Source organism: Pseudonocardia yunnanensis, assembly GCF_039534065.1.
GTDB lineage: Bacteria > Actinomycetota > Actinomycetes > Mycobacteriales > Pseudonocardiaceae > Pseudonocardia > Pseudonocardia yunnanensis.
In genome coordinates this window covers 180,415-200,148 of the sequence record NZ_BAAAUS010000020.1, presented here as the reverse complement: position 1 = coordinate 200,148, position 19,734 = coordinate 180,415, and the positions used below count along the sequence as shown (strand labels likewise).

Sequence of the window (19,734 nt, the reverse complement as noted above, 5' to 3'; positions counted from 1 at the left end):
AGCAGCCACATCAATTTGCGAGGGAAAGATGCAAGGAACATTCAGACGGCTCTGGCTGACCATCCTGCTCGGTCTCACGGTCTTCGTCGTGCTGATCTCCTTGGCCTACACACTGGGGCTGCTCACCTGACACTCCGTTGCACCGTCGTTGTCGAGGGTCGCCGGGCCGGCGTGGTCGAGACGCGTCTGCCCGGTCCCCGAGACACGAACGAGCGGCCCATACGTCCAGGCCTATCGCATGAACGGGCCACTCGCGCCGGCCCCGACCCGGTTTCTGGGCTGGTCAGCCACGCACTGCAGCCAGACACTCGTCGTACAGGTCCATGATGTCGCCCTTGCCGTCATTGCCGACCCACGTCATCGATGCGGCATCCAGGCATGCGAACGCCGTCGCGATCACTGCTCGGGCCTTCGCGTCCACACTGCCGGTAGCAGCGTCCATACGCGCCTCGATGAGCGGCAGCAGGTCGTCCTGGAACCGCAGTCGCTTTTCGAGCCAACCGGCACGCAGCGACGCGGTGTTGTGCAGGAGGCGGAACCGCTCCAGGGCCTGTCCGCGGCTGTCATGCAAGGCCAGTACTGCAGCAACCCCTGCGCGTAGGGCGTCCCAAACACCCACCTCGGACGGCAGTTCGCTGATCGCGCCTGTCAGGACCTGACCGAACCGGTCCTGGTTGCCGCCGAGCAGGTCCTCCTTGGTGCCGAAGTAGCGGAAGAGGGTGCGCTGGGAGACGCCGGCCTCTCGGGCTATCTGGGCGATGGTCGTCTCGTCGTAGCCCTGCTCGGTGAACAGGCGCAGAGCCGTCTCGAGGATCTCTCGGGAGGCAAGCTGTCGGGTCCGATCCCAAAGCGTGGCCGGTGCACCCCTCGCCGTCTCGGCTTCCTGCTCCATGTGCCCAGATTAACTCAGCACTGCCAGAGTGGCACCCGCATCCGCTTTGGCAGTCACTGCCAGACAGTCGTACGCTGCCAAAAGACCGTCGCGGTACGGCCCGCCGTCCCACTGACCGCCCCCCTACCTCCCAGAAGCACGCAAAGGAACGCATCATGTCTGGACCTGCAGCTTTGATCACCGGTGGAACCAGCGGCATCGGCAAGGCGACCGCTGAACTGCTCCACTCCCGCGGCTACCGCGTCATGGTCACCGGCGTCAGCAACGTCGCCAACGCCGGACTTCCCGACGACGTCACGGTCGTCCGGGCCGACGCACGGTCCCTGCCGGACATCGACCATGCGATGGAGCAGGCACGCCGGCAATTCGGCTCCCTCGACCTGCTCTTCCTCAACGCGGGCATCTCCCGACCCGGCCCGATCGAGTCAACCGACGAAACCGCCTTCGATGCCCTGTTCGACATCAACGTCAAGGGCACCTTCTTCACCCTGCAAAAAGCACTCTCGCTCCTCAACGAGGGCGCCTCGGTCGTGTTCACCGTGGGCGCGAGCGAAGGGGTCGGAGCCGCCATGACAGCCGCCAAGGGCGCTCTGGTGCCCCTCATGCGGTCCCTCGCCCTCGAACTCGCCCCCCGCCGCATCCGCGTCAACGCCGTCAGCCCAGGACTGATCAACACCCCCGTCTACAGCAAGATGGGTGTCTCGCGCGAAATGATCGACTCCTGGGGTCGGGAGGTCCCGCTCGGCCGCGTCGGCACTCCGGCCGATATCGCCGAAGCCGTGGCCTTCCTCGCCTCGGACGCCGCCGGCTACATCACCGGGGACAACCTCGTCGTCTCCGGGGGCATCGGTGTTCACGCCCGCCCCTGACGAGCAGTTTCGCAGACGGTCCACCCATCCAGACCGTGTCTCAGCTGTGCACCGCTCCGTGGGCGACCAGGGCGGTGGGCGCGGCAGGCATGTCTCGGCCCGGCTCGAGCGAGATCGCATAGCTGGAGAAGGCCGGCCCGTCGGGCGGGCTGTCGATGTCCTGAACACCAGATCCGGGCGCGGTGACGTTGAAGGAACCGAGGGGACGGGGGTTGCCGGCTCCGAGCCCCCACAGGACGTAGATCGTGCCGTCGTGGTCGTTGGGAGGAAGGCCCGTAGTCACCACCGTCCAGTCGGAGGCGGTGACGAGCACGGCCGCGAGGGACCGGCCCGCGTCGGTGCTGAGCATGGCGTGGCTGGTGCCGGGCCGGTCCAGCTGGGCGACGAGGTCGGCCAACGACTGCGACTGCGCGATCTGGGCGTCCCGCTCCTGCTGCACCTGTGCGGTGTACACCGCAAGGCCTCCGACACCGAACACCACCGCCACCGCGGCAGCAGCGGCCACGAGACGCGTACTCGACCACCGCCGGTGTGCATGTCCCTGCTCACGGGGGGTCGGCCGGCCGTCGCTGGGAAACCCGGCGTCGGCGGCGACGAGGCCTGGCTGCCGCCCCGTGGCGAGCGTCTTCTCGCGGCCCAACTGCGGGGTTCGCGCCGCTTGGGTGAGGATATTGTCGCGCAGGCGGGCCGGCGGATCGACCGGCTCCACGGACGTCGCCAACTCCCCCATGACGAGCTCGGTCTCCCGCACCATGTCCCGGCAGAAGCGGCAGCCCGGCAGGTGGGCCAGCATCGCCTGCTCCTCGTCGGGTTCGAGCGCATTCAGTGCCCAACCGACGGCCTGATCATTCATCGGACACGACCGCCGTTCACGCGCGTCGACCGCTCCGGTCACCGGGGACCACCGCGCGGGATGCCGGCCGAGGCGTCGCCCAGCACCCGGCCGAGCACGTGGCGCAGACGCTGCACGCCGCTGAACATCCGTGACTGCACCGTGCTCAGCGGGACGCCCGTCATCGCGGCGACCTCACGCTGGGTGTAGCCGCCGTAGTAGGTCAGGGCGAGTGCTCGGCGCTGGTCGGCGGGCAGTGCGCCGAGGGCGTTCCGGACCTGTCCTGGCCGGCCCGCCCGCGGCGCCCCATGGCCCGCGGACGGGGCCGGTATGACCACCTGTTGCTGCCCGTGATCACCGATGGGCTCGCTCCGGTGCCGGATCGTGGCTTCTCGGCGGACTGCGTCGACCGACTTGTGGTGTACGAGCGTGAGGATCCACGGGCCGAAGCTGCCGCGGCCGGAATCGAAGCGCCGCGGCTCCTGCCAGAAGGCGAGGAACACCTCCTGCACCACCTTCTCGGCCAACCCCTCGTCCACGCAGATGCGTCGGGCGAGCGAGTAGGCGCCCCGACAGTGACGGTCATACAAAGCGGCGAATGCGGACTCGACACCCGTCAGAACGGACTGAACGAACTGCTCGTCGGACTGGTCGCGACCACGCATGCCCGGAGCGGCCGCGCCGCCTCGGGCCCGTTGGTCCGACGCGTCCGGATTGTCGGCGACATGGGCCACCACCGCGATCCTCACATCCGCTTGTTCGCAGCACAGCGCTGTTCGGTTCGAACCTGACGAGAATAACGCCTCAGTGCGCCATCACGTGATGCGCAACCCACCCGATCGAGTGACGTCCAGAAATTGACCCGAACCGAAGGCAGAGCAACCGGGTTCAGCCGTGAGAGCGCAACCCTGCCCCATCTCGGGCGCTCTCGAGTTCCGCACGAACTTCGACGACGGGCCCCCATATGCGAATTCCGCCGCCGCAATCGACGGTACCCGATACCGTGCCCACCGTCAGCGACCGGAGCGACGACGCCACGCTGAGTGCGAGTGCGATTCGGCGGGTCAGCGTCGTTCACCTCGCCCGGACCGGCCTTCGCTTCACGGCCGGCGCCGAGGAGTCGGGCTGCCCCGAACGGACCGCGATGGCCTGGCGGGAGCACTGCCCGTCCGACGGCCGCGCCCGCTGCGGGATGCACCGGTCGTCCTTTACCTTTCGCATTCACCCGATCGGATCAGCGCCACTCAGTCGATCGACACGTGTGTCAGGTAGCGGCTCTCCGCGCTGTGCACCGATTGCACGGCGGACGTGCCCGATACCCCGGGATCGGAACTCGACCCAGGGCACCTCTCGCATCGAGGAGAAGCAGTGTTCGAAGGGTTCAATCAAGCATTCGTCAAGAACGCCATCACGCGGAGCTCGGAAAACGCGATGGATCGTCGCCGATTCCTGCGTGCCGCGGGCATTACCGGGGTGGGTGTCGCCAGTATGGGCGCACTCGGGGCCACCGCGGGCACCGCGTTCGCCGACGAAAGCGCGCAGAAAGGCCCGAGCGACGGCGCGGTCCTGAACTTCGCCCTCAATCTCGAGTACCTCGAGGCCGAGTACTACCTGCGCGGCGTGTTCGGCGAGGGGTTGAAGGACAACCAGATCGACGGATCCGGCCACCTCGGTGGCGTCACCGGCGGTTACAAGGTCAGGTTCGAGTCGGATCTGGGCAAGCAGTACGCGGAGGAGATCGCCGGCGACGAGCGGGCACACGTCGACTTCCTGCGCGGGGCCCTGGGCAACGCCAAGGTGGCCCGTCCGAAGATCAACCTGACCGACGCCTTCAACGCGGCCGCCATGGCAGCCGGTCTGATCAAGCGCGGCGAGGAGTTCGATCCGTTCGCCAGCGAGAACAACTTCCTGCTCGGCGCGTACGTGTTCGAGGACGTGGGCGTCACCGCTTACAAGGGTGCCTCGCCGCTGATCTCCAACAAGACCTTCCTCGAGGCAGCCGCAGGCATTCTCGCGGTCGAGGCCTATCATGCCGGTCTCCTGCGCACCGTCCTGCTGTCCAAGGGCCTGGAGATTCCCGCGGGGGCGGTCTCGGATGCCCGTGACAGCCTCGACGGCAAGAGCGACCTGGACCAGGGCATCGTCGACGACCATGGCCACGTCAACATCGTGCCGACCGACAAGAACGGCATCGCGTTCTCCCGCTCCGCAGGCCAGGTGCTCAACATCGTCTACCTGAACCCGTCGTCGGTGAGCGAGGGCGGCTTCTTCCCCAACGGCGTCAACGGCGAGATCAACACCAGCGACGACAACTCCTGACCGATGCGCTCCACGGGCGGCCCGACGCGGAATCACAACCACGCCGGGCCGCCCGCCGACCACCTCGAGTTCGACATGGCAGCAGCGACCCCCCTCCCCCGCTGATCGTTCCGAGATCCGCATGTGCGCCCCGCCAAGGGCCGATCGACCGATCTCACAGCGATCTTGGCGGGCATGATCGTTCCGAGATCAGGGTTCTCGCCCCGGCGAGGGCGGATCGGCCGATTTCGCGCCGATCTTGACCGTGGCGTTCCGAGATCAGCGGTCGAGGGCGCGGCGGGCCGGCCGCGACCGACCAGGGCCGCAGCATCACCTCGACCGCGCAGAACCGGGGGACGTCCCAGCCGCAACGGGTGAGGGTCAGAGATCGGGTTCCGACGACGTACGGATCTCGCCGGAGCGACTCGGCGCGGCGTTGCACGGCCGGGTTCGGGTTGTCTGGGCTCCGGCAGGCGATCGGTTACGACGGCTGGGTGGTGGAGGACTTCTCGACGGAGCTGCCGTTGCAGGAGCGCGTGCGCGACAACCTCGCCTATCTCCGCGAGGTCACCGCCAGGGTGGGAATCGGTTGATAGGACCGCCATCCCCGGACGATCATCGACGAGTCGGCCGGTTCGGCCAGCAACGCGCCCCGAGCGAGGAGACGATGCCGTGACCCGCGCAAGCGTGACCGTCGCGCCGCTGTCCGTGCAGCTCTACACCGTCCGGGAGATGCTCGCCGCGGATCTGGCCGGCACCCTGCACCGCCTGGCCGCACTGGGGTTCACCCAGGTCGAGCCGTTCGCCTTCACCACCTACGGCGAGGCGTTGGGTCACGCGATGGCCGACGCCGGACTCACCGCGCCGACCACCCACCAGCGCTTCATCGGTGAGGACGCCGAGCCTGTCTTCGCGGCCGCGGCCGCCATCGGCATCGGCACGGTCATCGACCCGCGTGTCGACCGGGGGCGGTGGGGCAGCGTGGCCGACGTCGAGCGGATCGCCGCTGATCTCAACGCCGCCGCCGTTGTGGCCGCACGCCACGGCGTGCGCGTCGGCTACCACAACCATGCCCAGGAACTGGAGATCGTCCTCGACGGCCGGACCGCCCTGGAGGTGTTCGCGGAGAATCTCGACGAGGGCGTGATGCTGGAGGTCGACACGTACTGGGCCGCGGTCGCCGGCCAGGACCCGGTGGCCCTTCTGCGGCGGTTGGGTGATCGCGTCGAAGCGGTGCACCTCAAGGACGGTCCGGCCACCACCGACGTCAAGGATCAGGTCGCGGTCGGCCATGGCGGGATGCCGATCCGGGGGATCATCGACGCCACGCCACACGCGCTCCGCGTCATCGAGCTCGACGACTCCCGGGCCGACCGGTTCCAGGCCGTCGCCGACAGCTATGCCTGGCTCGCAGCCGAGGGACTGGCATGACGGGTGGCGGCACGGTCGGCGTCGGGGTCGTCGGCGCCGGGGTGATCAGCTCCCAGTACCTGCGGAACCTGACAGCGTTCCCGGACCTCGCAGTGCTCTTCGTCGCCGACATCGACGAGGCCCGCGCCCACGACCGGGCAGCCGAGTTCGGCGTGCCGGGGAGCGGGTCGGTGGGTGAGCTACTGGCCCACGACGGGATCGAGATCGTCGTGAACCTCACGATCCCCCGGGCCCACGTCGACGTCGCGCTCCGCGCGCTGGCGGCCGGTAAGCACGTCTGGAACGAGAAGCCGATCGCCCTCGACAGGAAGAGCGGCCGGGAACTGCTCGACGCGGCGCGCGGCGCGGGCCTGCGCGTCGGAACGGCCCCGGACACGTTCCTCGGCCCGGGCATCCAGACATCGCGACGGCTGATCGAGGCCGGTGAGATCGGCAAGCCGCTCACCGCGCTGACCCTGTTGCAGGGCCCCGGCCCCGAGTCGTGGCATCCCAACCCGGACTTCCTGTACCTCGACGGCGCCGGCCCGCTCTTCGACATCGGGCCGTACTACCTGACCACGCTCGTCCAGCTGTTCGGACCGATCTCGCGCGTGATGGCCGTCAGGTCGCAGGCGAAGGCTGTGCGCATCATCGGCTCCGGACCGCGTGCCGGTCAGCGGTTCCCCGTGACCGTTCCGACGCACGTGAGCGCGATCTACGAGTTCGCCGCCGGGCAGACCGCGCAGAGCATGTTCACCTTCGACTCCATGCTGCGCCGCAAGCAGTTCGAGGTTGCCGGGGTGGAGGGCACGCTGGCCGTGCCCGATCCCAACACCTTCACCGGCGAGGTGGTGATCCACCGCAGCGACGGAGAGACGACCACTGTGGCTCCGGGCGAGTGGGCCTCGACGCGGGGCACGGGGGTGGTCGAGTTGGCACGTGCAATCCGCGCCGACCGGCCCGAGCGCGCGTCGGGCGAGCTGGCGTACCACGTGCTCGACGTGATGATCTCCACCAGCGAGGCCGCGGACCGGGGCGGCCCGGTCGACGTGGCGAGCACGGTGGAACCGACGCCCGCGCTACCGGAGGACTGGGACCCGCTGGCGAGAACCCTCTGAGGCGCCCATCGTCATCGCGCCTGGAGAACCATGGGTGTTTCGTCGTGTCGTGCCCTACCGTCCGAGGCGTGAGACATGAAGGGATCAACGCCGCCGTCAACACGGCCATGGGGGCCATCCGGCTGGTCGTGGCCGAGCACGAGGACATGCTCGAAGGCTCCGGCAACGCGGTCGTCGGGCTCCTCCAGGCACTCGCCAAGGAACACGGGCACCGCACCGTCGAGATCACCGCCCTCTTCCTGGCCCAGGCAGCAGCCGCAGGCTTCGAGAACCTCGCGCGCTCGCAGGGAGATCCCGTCGAGGACGTGCTGGCCCAGTATCAGGAGCACTTCGAGACGAACGTGGACTTCACATTGATCACCGCGCAGTTCGATGAGGGCGGGCAGGCTCCGAACGCGTAACCCCGGGGCCCCTCAGCACGACATCGCAGGCGTTGCCCGTCCAGGCCCGGTGAACTCCAGCCGGAGGGCGTCGCCGCGCGGGATGATGAGCGCGACGCCGTCCTCGCGCGTCCATCCCCCGGGAAAGAAGAGGTACTGGTCGCCGGACTGGAGCACGAGCTTCAACCCCTCGTACCGGAACCGGTAGGCAGCGTCCGGGTCTTGGCACGGCACTTCCCGGACGCCGGGCAGTTCGAGGCCCAGCCTCTTCTCGCTGTAGAGCACGGCATCGGGAGCGAAGCCGAGTTCGGCGACGAGCTGTTCGGCGCGGCTGGTGCCCACGCCGATGGCGTAGCCGTTGACGGCCCAGAACAGACCCACTCCGACAAGGACGAAGATCGCCGTCCACTCCGCGACAGCGCCGCCGACCGGGCGAGCCGGCCCGCGCGACTGCCCGCCGGCAGCCAACGTCCGAATGAGCCGGACCGCATAGGCGAGCAGCAGCACACCGATCGCCAGGCTCAATCCACCGCTCTCGGGGAATTCGGGGAACGGCGCATCCGCGGCCACCGTGGCAACCGCTGCGAACACAACCAGCGCGATGCCACCGACCGCGGCGAGAGGGGCCACCGCGCGGACGACCGCCGCCCGTGCCCGATCCGACCCGGAGCCGACCAGCAAGTAGTGCGCCCAACACGCCAGCACGGCGACACCCGCAGCGATCGTCACCGGGACGAACAGGCCGTCCGCACTACGGATCAGGTAGTCCTCCGGCGTGAGTTCGAAGACGGTCCACGGAACGCGCAGGTACCGGAACAGCGCCTGGGCGTGCAGCCGTCCGAAGTAGAGCAAGAGCGCGGTCAGCAGCGTCGTGGGCGCCACCACGGAGCCGATGATCCTCAACACCCGCGGAAGCGCCTCGGCTATCTCAGTGGTCAGTTCCTCATCGGCGCGGCGCGATGGATTGACGCCGTGCTGCGCTCGATCACGGGTCGCACGAGGCAAACGCGGAGATCTCCGCCCCGCTCCGCCGGACCTCGTCTCACTCGTCACTGTTCGCTTCAGAGGTCTCGACGGCCGCGTCAGTGGTCTCGACAGTCGATTCAGTGGTCTCGTCAGCGGAGCAGTCGACCTCGACGGGAATCTTGGCGCCCCGCTCGAGTTTGCCGTTCCGCGCGTCTGTTTGGTCAACACTGCTGACGACACAGTCGTCGGAGGCGCCCTTCGGTGTCACCACGAGCGTGAGGCAGGTCGTGACGCCCGGTACGTCGGGCAACCCGTCGCATTGGTCGGCCAGGTCGGCGCGAAGGTTGCCGAGCGTCGCGGGGGGACTCGTGGCCTCGAGCGGATCAACGTCATAGGGAGCGGGGGTCCGCCTGGGCGGGGCGGGAGGCTCGGACACCGGGACGCGTCTGGGCTGCGGCGAGATTGATGCGAGCTGCGAAGAAGTGAGCGCAGGAGACGGGTCGGGGTCTGGTAGCGAGGATTGGCCGATCGGCCGCTCAGGCGAGGGACTGACCAGCACAGACGCGGATTCCTCTGCCCGCCCCGAGTTCGGTGGCGCCGCTGCGTCGGTACCCGGAGTCGACACAACGGTGCTGATGGCGGCCAGGCTCGTCGGTACGCCTGTCGAACTGGTTGGCTCCACAGCAGGTGCGCAGGCCGACAAGGCCCCCGCAACGATCGCACCGGTGACGCTCAGCACCGACCAGGACCACCAGGACATGGAAAACTGCCGCGTCGTCATTGCAAGCTCCCGCCCGTGGATCGCGGAACCGCACCTGTGCCCGGAAGACGCGTGAGTTCCCGGCCCTGATACCCGACGGGGTGAATCAGCTCCTTATGATCAACAGGTCATCGCGGCGAGCTGGCATCGGGGGAAGCATGAGCTGGGAGAAGATCCGGGACTTGCACGTCGAGTTCCTCGCTGAGCAGGGGTTCCGGCCGAAGGTCGACGACGAGGGCGACATCCATTTCCGCTACGAGGGCCGCCACCACTTCATCATGGAGACGCAGGACGAGCACTACTTCCACCTGCTCTTCCCGAGTTTCTTCCCGCTCTCGAACAAGACCGAGGTCGAGGAGGCGGCGGTCGCGGCTTCCACCGCGTCACGCTCCACGAAGGTCGCGAAGGTCTACCTCAACCCGGCGCTCGACAACGTGAGCGCCTCGGTCGAGCTGCTCGTGAGCGACCCGACCGAGGTCCACACGCACCTCGTACGGTGCCTGGGCATCATCGGAACGGCCACCGGCACGTTCCTCGAGGAGATGAGCTCCCGGCTCGCGGCAGCCGCGCCGAGCGACCGCAATTCCTGAGGCGGCCGAACGGGGTCAGCCGCGCGCCGCTTCGTTGGGGTCGAGCAGGCGGCGCACGGCCCGCTCCACGAGAACCGGCAGGTAGTCGCGCACGGTTGCCGAGTCCAGCACCCGGCGCTGGTGCGCGATGTGTTCGAGGACGGCCTCCACTTCGGCACCGCCGCCGGGGGCGAAGTCACGACAGAGCCGGGCGGTGACGTCCTCCCACTGCTTCGCCATGCGCTCCTCGCGCGCCCGGGCGAGGAAGTCGTCCTCGTCGTCGGGTGCCCCCGCCACCGCGGCCCGCGGGGATACCTCGGTGGGCGCTGCACCCGCGCCCGCCGAGGCGTCGACGCCGGCACTGGCGCCGGCGTCGGCGAGCTGCACCAACCGCGCCATCAGGGTCGGCGCGCCGGGCAGGGTGGGGCGGTCCGACCGCGGGTCGACACGGGGTGTGTTGTCCACGAGCGGCCCGCCGGACTTCAGGTTCCGGTCGATCTTGCGGTGGACGAGCTTGAGGTTCTCGTCCGTCCGCCGCGGTATGGGCTGGGCCCACCGGGACGAGGGGCTGGGGCGCTCGTGGGCGGATCCGGACGCGGTCACGGTTGCGGTCCTCCGGTCAGGTCGGCTCGGCGCAGGTGATGATCATCTGGCAGGCTACCCGACCCGCGCCGGGCGGATCATCCGTCGTGCCGATCAGCGTCCGTAGGTTCCTCGCGAGCACACGACTCCATATCGGACTCCGAACACATAAGCCGCGGCAACGCTCGTCAGAAGGGCGTCACCGCCGCCGGGAAACCAATCCGCCACGGCGACCGGAGAGGCTGAAGTTCTCCGGGCGAGTACCCGGTTGTCCCGCTTACTTCGCTCAATGTTTGATCTTTTAACACTCAGTCGAGCGATCTCGCTGCGAGCTTTACGGGGCCGCATCGTTTCGCCCGACAGGAGACTACGTGCATTTACGCTCCCTTTTCGTGTTCGTTGTTGTCAGCGCTTCGGCACTGATCACGTCGACCGCAACCGCCGTGGCTGCAGAACCCTCCGCTCCCGCTCCCCCGATCCCGCAGGGCTGGCCGGTCGTCTCGTCCGCCTCCGCGACGCGGCCGGTGGAGATCGCCCCGGGCGTCACCGAGCACTCCGAGACGTACGTGACCGCCGACGGACCCGAGCACACACAGGTGCTCGAGGTCGACCTGGGCCGCAGTTCGGTGCAGGTCGACACGGTGGAGTCGCACGATCGCATCGTTGATCCGCCCGACGAACCGACCACGTCGATGGGCGAGCGCACGGACGCCGTCGCCGGCATCAACGGTGACTTCTTCGCCATCCACGCCTCAGGTGCCCCGCTCGGCGGCGTGGTCCGGGACGGTGTGCTGCTCAAGACACCGCGTCAGAGGTTCGCTGCGCAACTCTCGATCGTCAACAACCGCGCCTCGATCGGAGAGGTCGACTTCACCGGCCGGATCACGATCGGGGGCCCCTCCGCGACCATCGAGTCGGTCAACACCGTCGAGGACGCCGCACCCGGCAATTCCATGGCGATCACGTCGGACCTCGTCTCGAGGCTGGCGAAGCCCGTGGCCATCGACGGCATCACCGAGATCACCCCGGGCCTCGGTGGCGTCGCCACGATCCCGGCGGGCACGCTCGTCATCGCCCACCGCAACGGCACCAAGGCTGCGGTGGTCGACAAGGTGGTCCCCGCCGCGACATCCGTGCCTGCCCTGTCCTCCGACGAGATCGGGCTGCTCGGTGGGGGCGCCGGTGCTGACTGGCTCACCCAGCACGCCACCACCGGAGCCCGGATCACGCTCACCGACAGCCTCTCGCGCAAGGGCGTCGACGCCCTGATCGGCGGGGCGACCGTGCTGGTGCGGAACGGCGCGGTGTACGACGATCCCACCGGTGCACCCCCCAGCGGCCGCAACCCCGAGACGATGGTCGGCGTCAGCGACGGCGGGCGCCGGCTCACCATGGTGGTGATCGACGGCAGGCAGGAATCGTCGATCGGCGTCACCCCCACAGAGGCGGCGGAGTACCTCGTCGCGCACGGCGCGGACAGCGGGCTCCTGCTCGACGGCGGCGGTTCGAGCACACTGGCCGCACAGCTACCCGGCTCCACGGGCCTGACCGTCCTCAACCATCCGTCCGACGCCACCGGTGAACGGCCCGTCGCCAACGGACTGTTCGTCTACGACAAGTAACCCCGGCCTCGGTCGGTCTCCGTCTCTTCGCGAGAGGCGGAGATCGGCCGTCTGTCGCACCGGCATTCGCCGCGTGACCGATGGCCACCCCCGGCGGTGCTCACTAGCGTGAGCCCGATGAGCGGATCACGAGTTCGGTCCTTCCTCGCCGGCGTACTGGTGGGCAACAGCGCCCCACACCTCGCCACCGCGATCACCCGCCGCCGCCACCTCACCCCGCTCGCCGGCCGGCGCTCCGGACCAGCGGTCAACGGACTGTGGGGCGTGCTCAACCTGCTCGGGGGTCTTCTCCTGCTGACGCCGGACGCGCACCGTTCGCCGGGAACGTGGGACGACGACCTCGTGGCGTTCGAGGGCGGCGTCCTCGCGCTCGCGGCCTGGATGGCCGTGTCGGAGCGGATGTTGCGGACCAACACCGAACGGTGACGAGCCACCGGCTCAGGTCGGGGGTAGCTCGGCCTCGCCTCGTCCAGAGCGGGACTCGGCCGCCCGTCACTGTGCGCGGAGCAGTCCGGCGGGTCCAGCTTCGGGTCCGTCCGGACCGACGCGGCAACCTCGGTCATCGCCCAACCACCCTGCATGACGACCCCGAAGGTGTCGTGGACGTCCATCCCGAGCTTCACCGGGATCGAGCCCCACCAGCAACGACGACCCGCAGCGGAGGAAGCCGGGTGTTCCGCCTGTTCGCCTCGGAGACGAGGGCGGAGACGTAGTCGGGATGCCCGCAGAAGTAGGTCACGCCGACCTCCTCGACCAGCGACATGCCCGACTCGTTCTGCCAGGAGTCGGTCACGACCGCCCGGCCCCCGTTCTGCAATGGCAACAAGTTGCCGTAGGCCAGGCCGGCGGCGTGGGTCAGCACGTGCGGCGTGAACGTCACGTCGGCGGAGGTGACACCGTCGCGAAGACCCGTCTGCGACAGCCCCGCGTACCACTGGTTGTGGGTGAGCAGAACGCCTTTCGGCTCACCCGTGGTGCCGGAGGTGAACAGCACGATGCCGACGCTGTCGGGGTCCTCGGCGCTGGTGCCGACGTCGCCTCCGTGGGCAGCCGGCGAGCGCTGCTCGAGCAACCTCTCCAGGTCGAGCTGGCCGTTGCCGACGTGTTCGCCGAGAACGACCTGGTGACGCAGTTGCGGAAGCCGCAGGGCGATCTCGGCCAGGGCTGCCGCATGGTCGAAACCCGCCCAGCGGTCGACCGTGACGCACACCGGCGAGCCGAGCCGCGCCACCATCCGTTGCAGCTCGCGCGGCCGGACGGACGGAGCGATCGTCGCCGCGGTCGCGCCGAGGCGGGCACAACCCAGCACGAGCGCATTGACCTGCCACCAGTTGGGCAGCTGGATCGCGACCGCCTGGCCCGGACCGACCCCGAGCCCGCGGAGGACAGCGGCGAACCGCTCCACCTGCTCGGCGTACTCGGCGTAGGTCACGTGCAGGATCCCGGAGTCGCCCCGGTGGGCGGTGATGGCGATGGCGTCCGGGGTCTCGCGGGACCACCGCCGCAGGTCGGCAGGCGAGGACTCGCTCCGCCACAGCCCCAGATCTCGGTACTTACGCACCTGTTCGTCGCTCGGTCTCACCAGCAGCGGATCAACCACGAGTTCGCTCTTTCGAGCCCATGAGTTTCGACCGTACGACGATGACCGACCACTCGACATATCCGAATGAGCACCGTCACCATGAGGAAATTCGATACCCATCCTTCGAATCGTGATTCTGTTGCAATCCTCTGACCGGCCATGAAAGATCGTGGACAGTCAAAGGTTTCCGACCGATCATGAGCTTTGGGGTGGACGTGGAGATCGCCGATCTGGAAAGCATCGAGGACTTCTCATTTCCGGTGTTCTCGAGCAGGGGTGGGTCCGACCGGGCGCGATCCGTGGCGGCACGATGCGACCGGGCGACAGCGTGGCTGGCCTCCCATCTCGAGATGCCGCCCACGCCACCCCTGTTCGTGCTGGGCCGTCAGGACTGGCATCGCATCGCACTGATACCGCAGTACGGACTGCCGCACGCGTCACGCAGACAAATCGTCATGGGCCAAGAACCCAGCGACATCTGGCCCACGATGACGAGCACGGTCTGGCCCGACCTCTCCCATTCCGCGCAGGAGCGACTCCAGGATGTCTACGGCACTCCGCCGGACCTCGGCGCGTTCGCCGACCTGCTGGTCGCCCACGAGATCACCCACCTTGCGGACAACCCGGCGTGGCTGGACGAGCGGGGGCCAGGATCGGAGACATTCTGGGGCAACACCCCGCGGCTCCTCTGGTTCGTCGAACTCTTCGCGAACGTGGGACTGCACGGCTACATCTGCGAGCGCGAGCCCGAGTCCCTTCCGACGTTGGAGACGGTGTTCGACGTCATCTGGCACACGTCGCCGGCTCGATGGCCGATCACCGGCCTGCACCGGATGCACGAGTCCGCAACCGCAGCGGACGCCGATGGCACGAACTACGTCTGGTTCGAGTTCGGCCTGCAGGTGCTTGCCAAGCATCTCTGGGAAGAGTGCGGGGCGACGGCGTTGGAGTCCATGAGCTCCACGCTGCACGGCCCGATGCTCTCCGACGACCAGATCGTCGGCGTACTCGAAGAGCTGGACCCCGTGGTCGCCGACAGCATCCGATCCTGGCCGTCCACGCAGATCTGATGCGACGTCCACGAGGTCATCGCAGTCACCGCGGCTGCGGCGGATCCTGGTGCATCCGGGCGGCGCGGGCACGGTGGGCCGCAACTTTGGCGCGGTTCCCGCATTGTGCCTTCGAGCACCACCGCTGTTCTCGACCAACCGGCGCGAGGAAGATCAGGCGGCATTCTTCGGCGTAGCACTCGTGGAGGCGAGCGCGAAGCTCCGGAGTGCCGAGCACGTGCGCAAGGTCGCGTGCGATGACGGACAGCACAGCATCGATCGACAAACGCGTCGGCGCGAATTCGACACTGCCCGCCGCGGCAACGAGGAGCCGAGCGGGCGTGGGGAAGCGTGCGGCCGCGTTGATCGCCTCCAGATCGCGCTCATCCACTCCCTCTGCACGGACGAGGGCCCGCGTCAGGGTGTATGCCTGCTCCCGCATGTGGCGGAGCCGTTCGAGAAGTTCGGCCTCGTCGATGTCCTCGTCAAGGTCGAGCCGGGAGGTCTGGCACCACGAGCGCAGCGACGCCGTGTCGGGGAGCCGTTCGATCCGTTGGCTACCACGCCGCCCGACCGTTGCCATGAGGTTCAGCGCGAGCGAACCGGCGTCGAAACGTTGCGCCCGCAGGGCCGCGGTGACGCGCGTCCTAGGGGCCATGTCACGATAGTAACCCCGGCCGCGGTTACTAAGTTGGTAGGCATAGGATCAGGTCCGAGGCGGCCGGCGCCGTGGATGCGTGTCGCGGTCGCGATGCTCGCCGTCGGCTGGGGTGCGAACCAGTTCTCCTCACTCCTGCTCGTCTACCGCAGCGCCTCACACCTGCCCGACACGTTCGTCTCACTGGCGTTCGCCACCTACGCGCTCGGACTGATTCCGGCGCTGCTGGCAGGCGCAGCCCTCGCCGACCGCGTGAACCGACGCCTGCCACTGCGACTCGCCGTAGTGCTCGCCGGGGTCGGAACGCTGCTACTGGTCGCCGGCTCGCAGACCTCCTGGCTACTGCTGGCGGGACGATTCGTCTCCGGCGTCGCCTCCGGCGCCGCCCTCGCTCCGGGCAGCGCATGGATCGCCGAACTCTCCCACCACGACGGGCCAGGCGCCGGCGCGCGGCGCTCCACCATCGCCCTCTCGATCGGCTTCGGCCTCGGGCCTCTGGTCACCGGGCTGATCGCCCAGTGGGCACCCCTGCCGGAACTGACCCCCTACTCGGTGCACATCGTCCTCACCGTGATCGCGCTGCTGGCGGTATGGAACGTGCCGGACAAGCCCGGAGTCTCCCGGACCCGAGCGTCCAGCCGCCGCGCCGAGATCCGCGCCGCCCTGCTCTCCCCCGCTTTTCTGCGCACCACGCCGCCCACGGCCCCCTGGGTGTACGGCACTGCAAGCACCGCCTTCGCGATCGCCCCGAACGTCCTCACCATCCCCGGCTTCGGCGTGGTGGTCAGCGGCACCGCGGCAGGGCTGACCCTCGGCGCCGGCGTCGCGATCCAGCCCCTGGCCAAGCACTTGGACCGCAAACGCCCTGGCCAAGCCCCCCGCACGGGATTGATCCTGGCCACCGTCGGCCTGCTGATCGCAGCGGCAGCGTTCGAGGTCCACATCGTGTGGCTGATCGCACCGATCGCGCTCGCGCTCGGCGGTGCGTACGGACTGCTGCTGGTCTCCGGCCTCAGGCGGGTCGAAGACCTCGCCCACCCCGACGACCGGGCCGCGGTCAACGCGTTCTTCTACGCACTCACCTACGTCGGCTTCGCGGCCCCACTCGTCTTCTCCGAACTGACTGCACACCAGCTCAGCCCGTCCGCCCTGATGATCGGCGGCGCCGTCATCGCCGCGGCGACATCGGCTCTCCGACAGCCCGCAGGACCGTCTCGCTAATGGTTTCTCCGGCTTCGGATCACGAGCCGGAAGAAGAAAGCCGCGGCGAAGATGGAGAACGCCGAGGTCAGCTGGGATACCAGTTCTTTGCGCGCCCGGTCACGCGGATGTCCCTCTCTTGCAACCCCGGCAGCACCGAGTGGCGATACCCTGCAGTACGCCTGGAGCTACGAGGAGGAAATCTTCCCATGACGACACCTTCGGGATGTCCGATTGCCCACGGATTCGACCCTCTTTCCGACGATTATCTGGCGGATCCCTATTCAGTCCTCAACGACCTGAGGGAAATCGCTTCGGTCCATTATGTGCCCTCGCTCGACTATTGGGTGGTCACCCGTTACGACGACATCGCAGCCATCTTGACCGATCCCTCGACATATTCGGCGTCGAACGCGCAGGCGCCCTTTTCCACTCTGACCGACGAGGCTCAGGACATTCTGGGGCGGGGCCTGCGCAACGTGCCGGTTCTCTCCAGTGTCGATCCTCCGGCCCACAGCCGGGTCCGACTCCCTCTCGCGCCGCTGTTCCTGCCGCGCAAGGTGGCGAAGCTTCAGCAGCGGATCGAGGAGCTCGCGACACGCCTGATCGACGACTTCGCCCGGATGGGACGGGTGGACATCGTCCAGGCCTTAACCTTCCCGCTTCCGGCGCTCACGATCTTCCGCCTGCTCGGGTTCCCCGACGAGCACGCCGAACAGCTCAAACAGTGGTGCGGCGACAAGCTGGAAATCAACTGGGGGCGCCCCGACGCCGACTACCAGCGACGTGCGGCCACCAGCGTGGTCAAGTTCTGGGACTACTGCGAGCGCTTCGTCGAGATACGGGCGAAGTCGCCGGGCGACGACCTGACCAGCCGGCTGCTCAGCCGCCGGGAGACCGACGATGGTGTGCTGAGCAACCGGGAGGTCGCGAGCGTCATCTTCGGGCTGAGCTTCGCGGGTCACGAGACGACGACGAATCTCATCGGCAACGCCCTCCGGAACCTCCTCTCGCGACCCCGCCTGTGGCAGCTACTGCGCGAGGACCCGGAGCTGGTCGACTCGGCCATCGACGAGACGCTGCGGTTCGACTCTTCGGTGATCACCTGGCGACGGGTGACGACCAGGCCGGTCACCATCGGAGGCGTCGACATCCCGGCGAACGCACGGTTGATGCTCGCCTTCGGCGCCGCCAATCACGACCCGAGGGTCTTTCCCGAGCCGGAGGTATTCGACATCCAGCGCGAGAACGCGCGGGCGCAGCTCTCGTTCGGGAAGGGAATCCACTTCTGCCTGGGCACGCACCTGAGCAAGATCGAGGCGCGCACAGTGCTCGGCATGCTGACCCGCCGCTTCCCCGACCTCACGTTGGCGGAGGGACAGACCGTGACCTATCCCAGGAACATCACTTTCCGCGGACCCGAAAGCCTCGTCGTCGAGTGGACGCCGGAGGGGGCCTCGCAGTGACTGGACCAACGGTGTTTCCGGCGTGACCGCTCAGCCCGATCCGATGCCGGAAACACCGTTGGCGAAGCAGTCCCCTGTAGTCGCTTGGACGGTGGTCGAGGTCGTGTGACGACGGAGGCGCTAGATCGCCTTTCCCACGGGAGCGGTCGTGCTGGGCGTGATGGTGCGCAGGAACAGGACTTGATCGATCTGGCCGAGGAAGGTGTCGTCGATCGGGATGTACCTGAAATTCGGGGAGCTGCGTGTCGTGCCCAGTTGCTGGAGGGGCTGTAGCGCCGGTGCGGACAGGAGATGGTTCCCGGGTGGCAGGCCGTGGTGAAGGGCGCCTTCGATGGTGTCCGACGCCGGCTCCGGGATCTCGTGATGGGTGGCTTCGCCGAGCGCGCAGGCGATGACGCGGTAGTCGTTGCCGAGGCGGTCGGCGAGGTGTGCGCCTGCGGTTTGCCATCGCAGGGTCATCGGGCCGAACGACATCGAGCTGGTTCCGGCTCGCAGGTGCTCGTTGTGGGCGGACACGAGGGTCGGACCGCGCTCGGCGATCGCTTGGAGGTTCTCGGCCATCATCGTGTCGCGGATGGCGGCGAGGCGTTGCCAGCGGTGGTCGGTGTCTCGTGCCATGGCCTCGTGATAGGCGAGCAGGCCCGCAGCAGCGCGGCCCGCGAGGAGGGCGTCCTCGAGGTCGTCGGGGCTGGTCTCGTGGCGCAGGCGAGGGGTCTCGCCGGTGAGGGCCCAGCGCAGGTCGTCAGTGATCGCGCGCAGGTCGTGGACCCGGGGATCGCTGCCGATCGAGCGGGCGGGTTCCATCGCTGCGGCCGGTTCGATCCAGGGCTCATCGGGGCCGAGCAGCAGGTCGATGGTGTCCCATGGTGGGAGGTCGAGTCCGCTGCCGGCGTGGGCGCGCAGGAAGGTGTGCAGCACCTGGAGTGCGGTGCGCGGGCTGGGTGCTTCGGTCATCTCGGTGGGAGCATCGAAACCCGCGAACCGTAGGTGCGCGGCTTTCGGGCGGTGTCGGTTCTGCTCGCGCATCCAACGGATCAGCATTCGGTTGGCGGGGAATTCGCCGAATCCGTGGGTGAAGCCGGCGGCCATGATGTCGTCCTCGACGCCGTCGCCGCCTCGGATGTAGGCGTCGACGGCGCGGCCGTGCCAGGCGCTGGTTTCGAGGGCGATCGAGGTGAAGCCTGCCTGCTCGACGAGGGCGGCGAAGACGGCGTTCCGGAGGCGGGGGAACTCGTCCTCGCCGTGCATGGGTTCTCCGAACCCGAGCAGCCGTGGCCGGTGCGGCAGGTGGGCGATCTCTGCGGCGATGGCCTCGCCGATCGTCTGGTGGTCGTCGCTGTCGGCGCTGATCACGGGGGTGGGGATGGCGCTGGTCATGCGTGGGCCTTCCGGTCTGTCGGTGGGCGCGTTGACCAGCTCAACCGTATCGTTGAACATTCGATTGAAACTTCGGAAGCGCTAGTGGCTGGTGGGCGCAGCGA

At 68.3% G+C, this 19,734-nt stretch carries 22 protein-coding genes; 13 read left to right on the top strand and 9 right to left on the bottom strand.

Features of this window, described 5'->3' with window-relative positions:
- Positions 1–283: 283 nt before the first annotated feature.
- Positions 284–892, bottom strand: coding sequence for a TetR/AcrR family transcriptional regulator (locus ABD743_RS19690; RefSeq protein ID WP_344723582.1), 609 nt, complete (start codon positions 890–892; stop codon positions 284–286).
- A 155-nt stretch (positions 893–1,047) separates the two neighbouring features.
- On the opposite strand from ABD743_RS19690, the gene ABD743_RS19685 reads away from it, so the two are divergent.
- Positions 1,048–1,761: an SDR family NAD(P)-dependent oxidoreductase gene (locus ABD743_RS19685; protein ID WP_344723581.1), complete on the top strand. Its 714-nt coding sequence runs from the start codon at positions 1,048–1,050 to the stop codon at positions 1,759–1,761.
- Between the two features lie 40 nt (positions 1,762–1,801).
- Here ABD743_RS19685 and ABD743_RS19680 read toward each other — a convergent pair whose 3' ends face one another.
- Both ABD743_RS19680 and ABD743_RS19675 read right to left on the bottom strand, forming a co-directional pair.
- Positions 1,802–2,614, bottom strand: a complete 813-nt coding sequence (locus ABD743_RS19680) for an anti-sigma factor (RefSeq protein WP_344723580.1) — start codon at positions 2,612–2,614, stop codon at positions 1,802–1,804.
- A gap of 38 nt (positions 2,615–2,652) precedes the next feature.
- On the bottom strand, positions 2,653–3,327 hold the full coding sequence (locus tag ABD743_RS19675; protein WP_344723579.1) for an RNA polymerase sigma factor: 675 nt from the start codon (positions 3,325–3,327) through the stop codon (positions 2,653–2,655).
- Positions 3,328–4,024: 697 nt separating this feature from the next.
- Here ABD743_RS19675 and ABD743_RS19670 point away from each other — a divergent pair.
- The 5 genes from ABD743_RS19670 (at position 4,025) to ABD743_RS19650 (ending at position 7,820) form a co-directional block, all read left to right on the top strand.
- Complete coding sequence (locus tag ABD743_RS19670) at positions 4,025–4,912, top strand: ferritin-like domain-containing protein (protein ID WP_344723578.1); 888 nt, start codon at positions 4,025–4,027, stop codon at positions 4,910–4,912.
- 434 nt (positions 4,913–5,346) lie between these two features.
- Positions 5,347–5,484, top strand: coding sequence for a hypothetical protein (locus tag ABD743_RS19665; RefSeq protein ID WP_344723577.1), 138 nt, complete (start codon positions 5,347–5,349; stop codon positions 5,482–5,484).
- Between the two features lie 79 nt (positions 5,485–5,563).
- A complete protein-coding gene (locus tag ABD743_RS19660; protein ID WP_344723576.1) occupies positions 5,564–6,322 on the top strand; it encodes a sugar phosphate isomerase/epimerase family protein in 759 nt (252 codons plus the stop codon).
- Positions 6,319–7,419, top strand: coding sequence for a Gfo/Idh/MocA family protein (locus ABD743_RS19655; protein WP_344723575.1), 1,101 nt, complete (start codon positions 6,319–6,321; stop codon positions 7,417–7,419). The genes ABD743_RS19660 and ABD743_RS19655 overlap by 4 nt, the downstream gene beginning before the upstream one ends.
- Positions 7,420–7,487: 68 nt before the next feature.
- The gene (locus ABD743_RS19650; protein WP_344723574.1) at positions 7,488–7,820 is read left to right on the top strand and encodes a hypothetical protein; all 333 of its coding nucleotides are present in this window, start codon (positions 7,488–7,490) and stop codon (positions 7,818–7,820) included.
- Positions 7,821–7,832: 12 nt separating this feature from the next.
- Here the strand turns inward: ABD743_RS19650 and ABD743_RS19645 are convergent, their stop codons facing one another.
- Together ABD743_RS19645 and ABD743_RS19640 are read right to left on the bottom strand one after the other, a co-directional pair.
- The gene (locus ABD743_RS19645; RefSeq protein WP_344723572.1) at positions 7,833–8,684 is read right to left on the bottom strand and encodes a hypothetical protein; all 852 of its coding nucleotides are present in this window, start codon (positions 8,682–8,684) and stop codon (positions 7,833–7,835) included.
- Positions 8,685–8,841: 157 nt separating this feature from the next.
- Positions 8,842–9,201, bottom strand: coding sequence for a hypothetical protein (locus tag ABD743_RS19640; protein WP_344723571.1), 360 nt, complete (start codon positions 9,199–9,201; stop codon positions 8,842–8,844).
- Between the two features lie 199 nt (positions 9,202–9,400).
- Between ABD743_RS19640 and ABD743_RS19635 the strand changes: the two genes are divergently transcribed.
- Together ABD743_RS19635 and ABD743_RS19630 are read left to right on the top strand one after the other, a co-directional pair.
- On the top strand, positions 9,401–9,601 hold the full coding sequence (locus ABD743_RS19635) for a hypothetical protein (protein WP_344723570.1): 201 nt from the start codon (positions 9,401–9,403) through the stop codon (positions 9,599–9,601).
- A gap of 82 nt (positions 9,602–9,683) precedes the next feature.
- Positions 9,684–10,115 carry a hypothetical protein gene (locus ABD743_RS19630; RefSeq protein ID WP_344723569.1) on the top strand — a complete coding sequence of 144 codons (432 nt, stop codon included), beginning with the start codon at positions 9,684–9,686 and terminating at the stop codon, positions 10,113–10,115.
- A gap of 15 nt (positions 10,116–10,130) precedes the next feature.
- On the opposite strand, the gene ABD743_RS19625 is transcribed toward ABD743_RS19630, so the two are convergent.
- Positions 10,131–10,697: a three-helix bundle dimerization domain-containing protein gene (locus ABD743_RS19625; RefSeq protein ID WP_344723568.1), complete on the bottom strand. Its 567-nt coding sequence runs from the start codon at positions 10,695–10,697 to the stop codon at positions 10,131–10,133.
- Positions 10,698–11,068: 371 nt separating this feature from the next.
- On the opposite strand from ABD743_RS19625, the gene ABD743_RS19620 reads away from it, so the two are divergent.
- Together ABD743_RS19620 and ABD743_RS19615 are read left to right on the top strand one after the other, a co-directional pair.
- Positions 11,069–12,298: a phosphodiester glycosidase family protein gene (locus ABD743_RS19620; RefSeq protein WP_344723567.1), complete on the top strand. Its 1,230-nt coding sequence runs from the start codon at positions 11,069–11,071 to the stop codon at positions 12,296–12,298.
- Positions 12,299–12,415: 117 nt separating this feature from the next.
- A complete protein-coding gene (locus ABD743_RS19615; RefSeq protein ID WP_344723566.1) occupies positions 12,416–12,724 on the top strand; it encodes a hypothetical protein in 309 nt (102 codons plus the stop codon).
- Between the two features lie 193 nt (positions 12,725–12,917).
- Here ABD743_RS19615 and ABD743_RS19610 read toward each other — a convergent pair whose 3' ends face one another.
- Complete coding sequence (locus ABD743_RS19610) at positions 12,918–13,898, bottom strand: AMP-binding protein (protein ID WP_344723565.1); 981 nt, start codon at positions 13,896–13,898, stop codon at positions 12,918–12,920.
- A gap of 179 nt (positions 13,899–14,077) precedes the next feature.
- On the opposite strand from ABD743_RS19610, the gene ABD743_RS19605 reads away from it, so the two are divergent.
- On the top strand, positions 14,078–14,950 hold the full coding sequence (locus ABD743_RS19605) for a hypothetical protein (RefSeq protein ID WP_344723564.1): 873 nt from the start codon (positions 14,078–14,080) through the stop codon (positions 14,948–14,950).
- 25 nt (positions 14,951–14,975) lie between these two features.
- Here the strand turns inward: ABD743_RS19605 and ABD743_RS19600 are convergent, their stop codons facing one another.
- Positions 14,976–15,587, bottom strand: a complete 612-nt coding sequence (locus tag ABD743_RS19600) for a CGNR zinc finger domain-containing protein (protein WP_344723563.1) — start codon at positions 15,585–15,587, stop codon at positions 14,976–14,978.
- Positions 15,588–15,662: 75 nt separating this feature from the next.
- On the opposite strand from ABD743_RS19600, the gene ABD743_RS19595 reads away from it, so the two are divergent.
- Both ABD743_RS19595 and ABD743_RS19590 read left to right on the top strand, forming a co-directional pair.
- On the top strand, positions 15,663–16,808 hold the full coding sequence (locus tag ABD743_RS19595; RefSeq protein ID WP_344723561.1) for an MFS transporter: 1,146 nt from the start codon (positions 15,663–15,665) through the stop codon (positions 16,806–16,808).
- Entirely contained in the window at positions 16,808–18,253 is a 1,446-nt protein-coding gene (locus ABD743_RS19590) for a cytochrome P450 (protein ID WP_344723560.1), read from the top strand. The genes ABD743_RS19595 and ABD743_RS19590 overlap by 1 nt, the downstream gene beginning before the upstream one ends.
- Before the next feature lie 120 nt (positions 18,254–18,373).
- Here the strand turns inward: ABD743_RS19590 and ABD743_RS19585 are convergent, their stop codons facing one another.
- Complete coding sequence (locus ABD743_RS19585) at positions 18,374–19,630, bottom strand: erythromycin esterase family protein (RefSeq protein ID WP_344723559.1); 1,257 nt, start codon at positions 19,628–19,630, stop codon at positions 18,374–18,376.
- Positions 19,631–19,734: the final 104 nt, after the last annotated feature.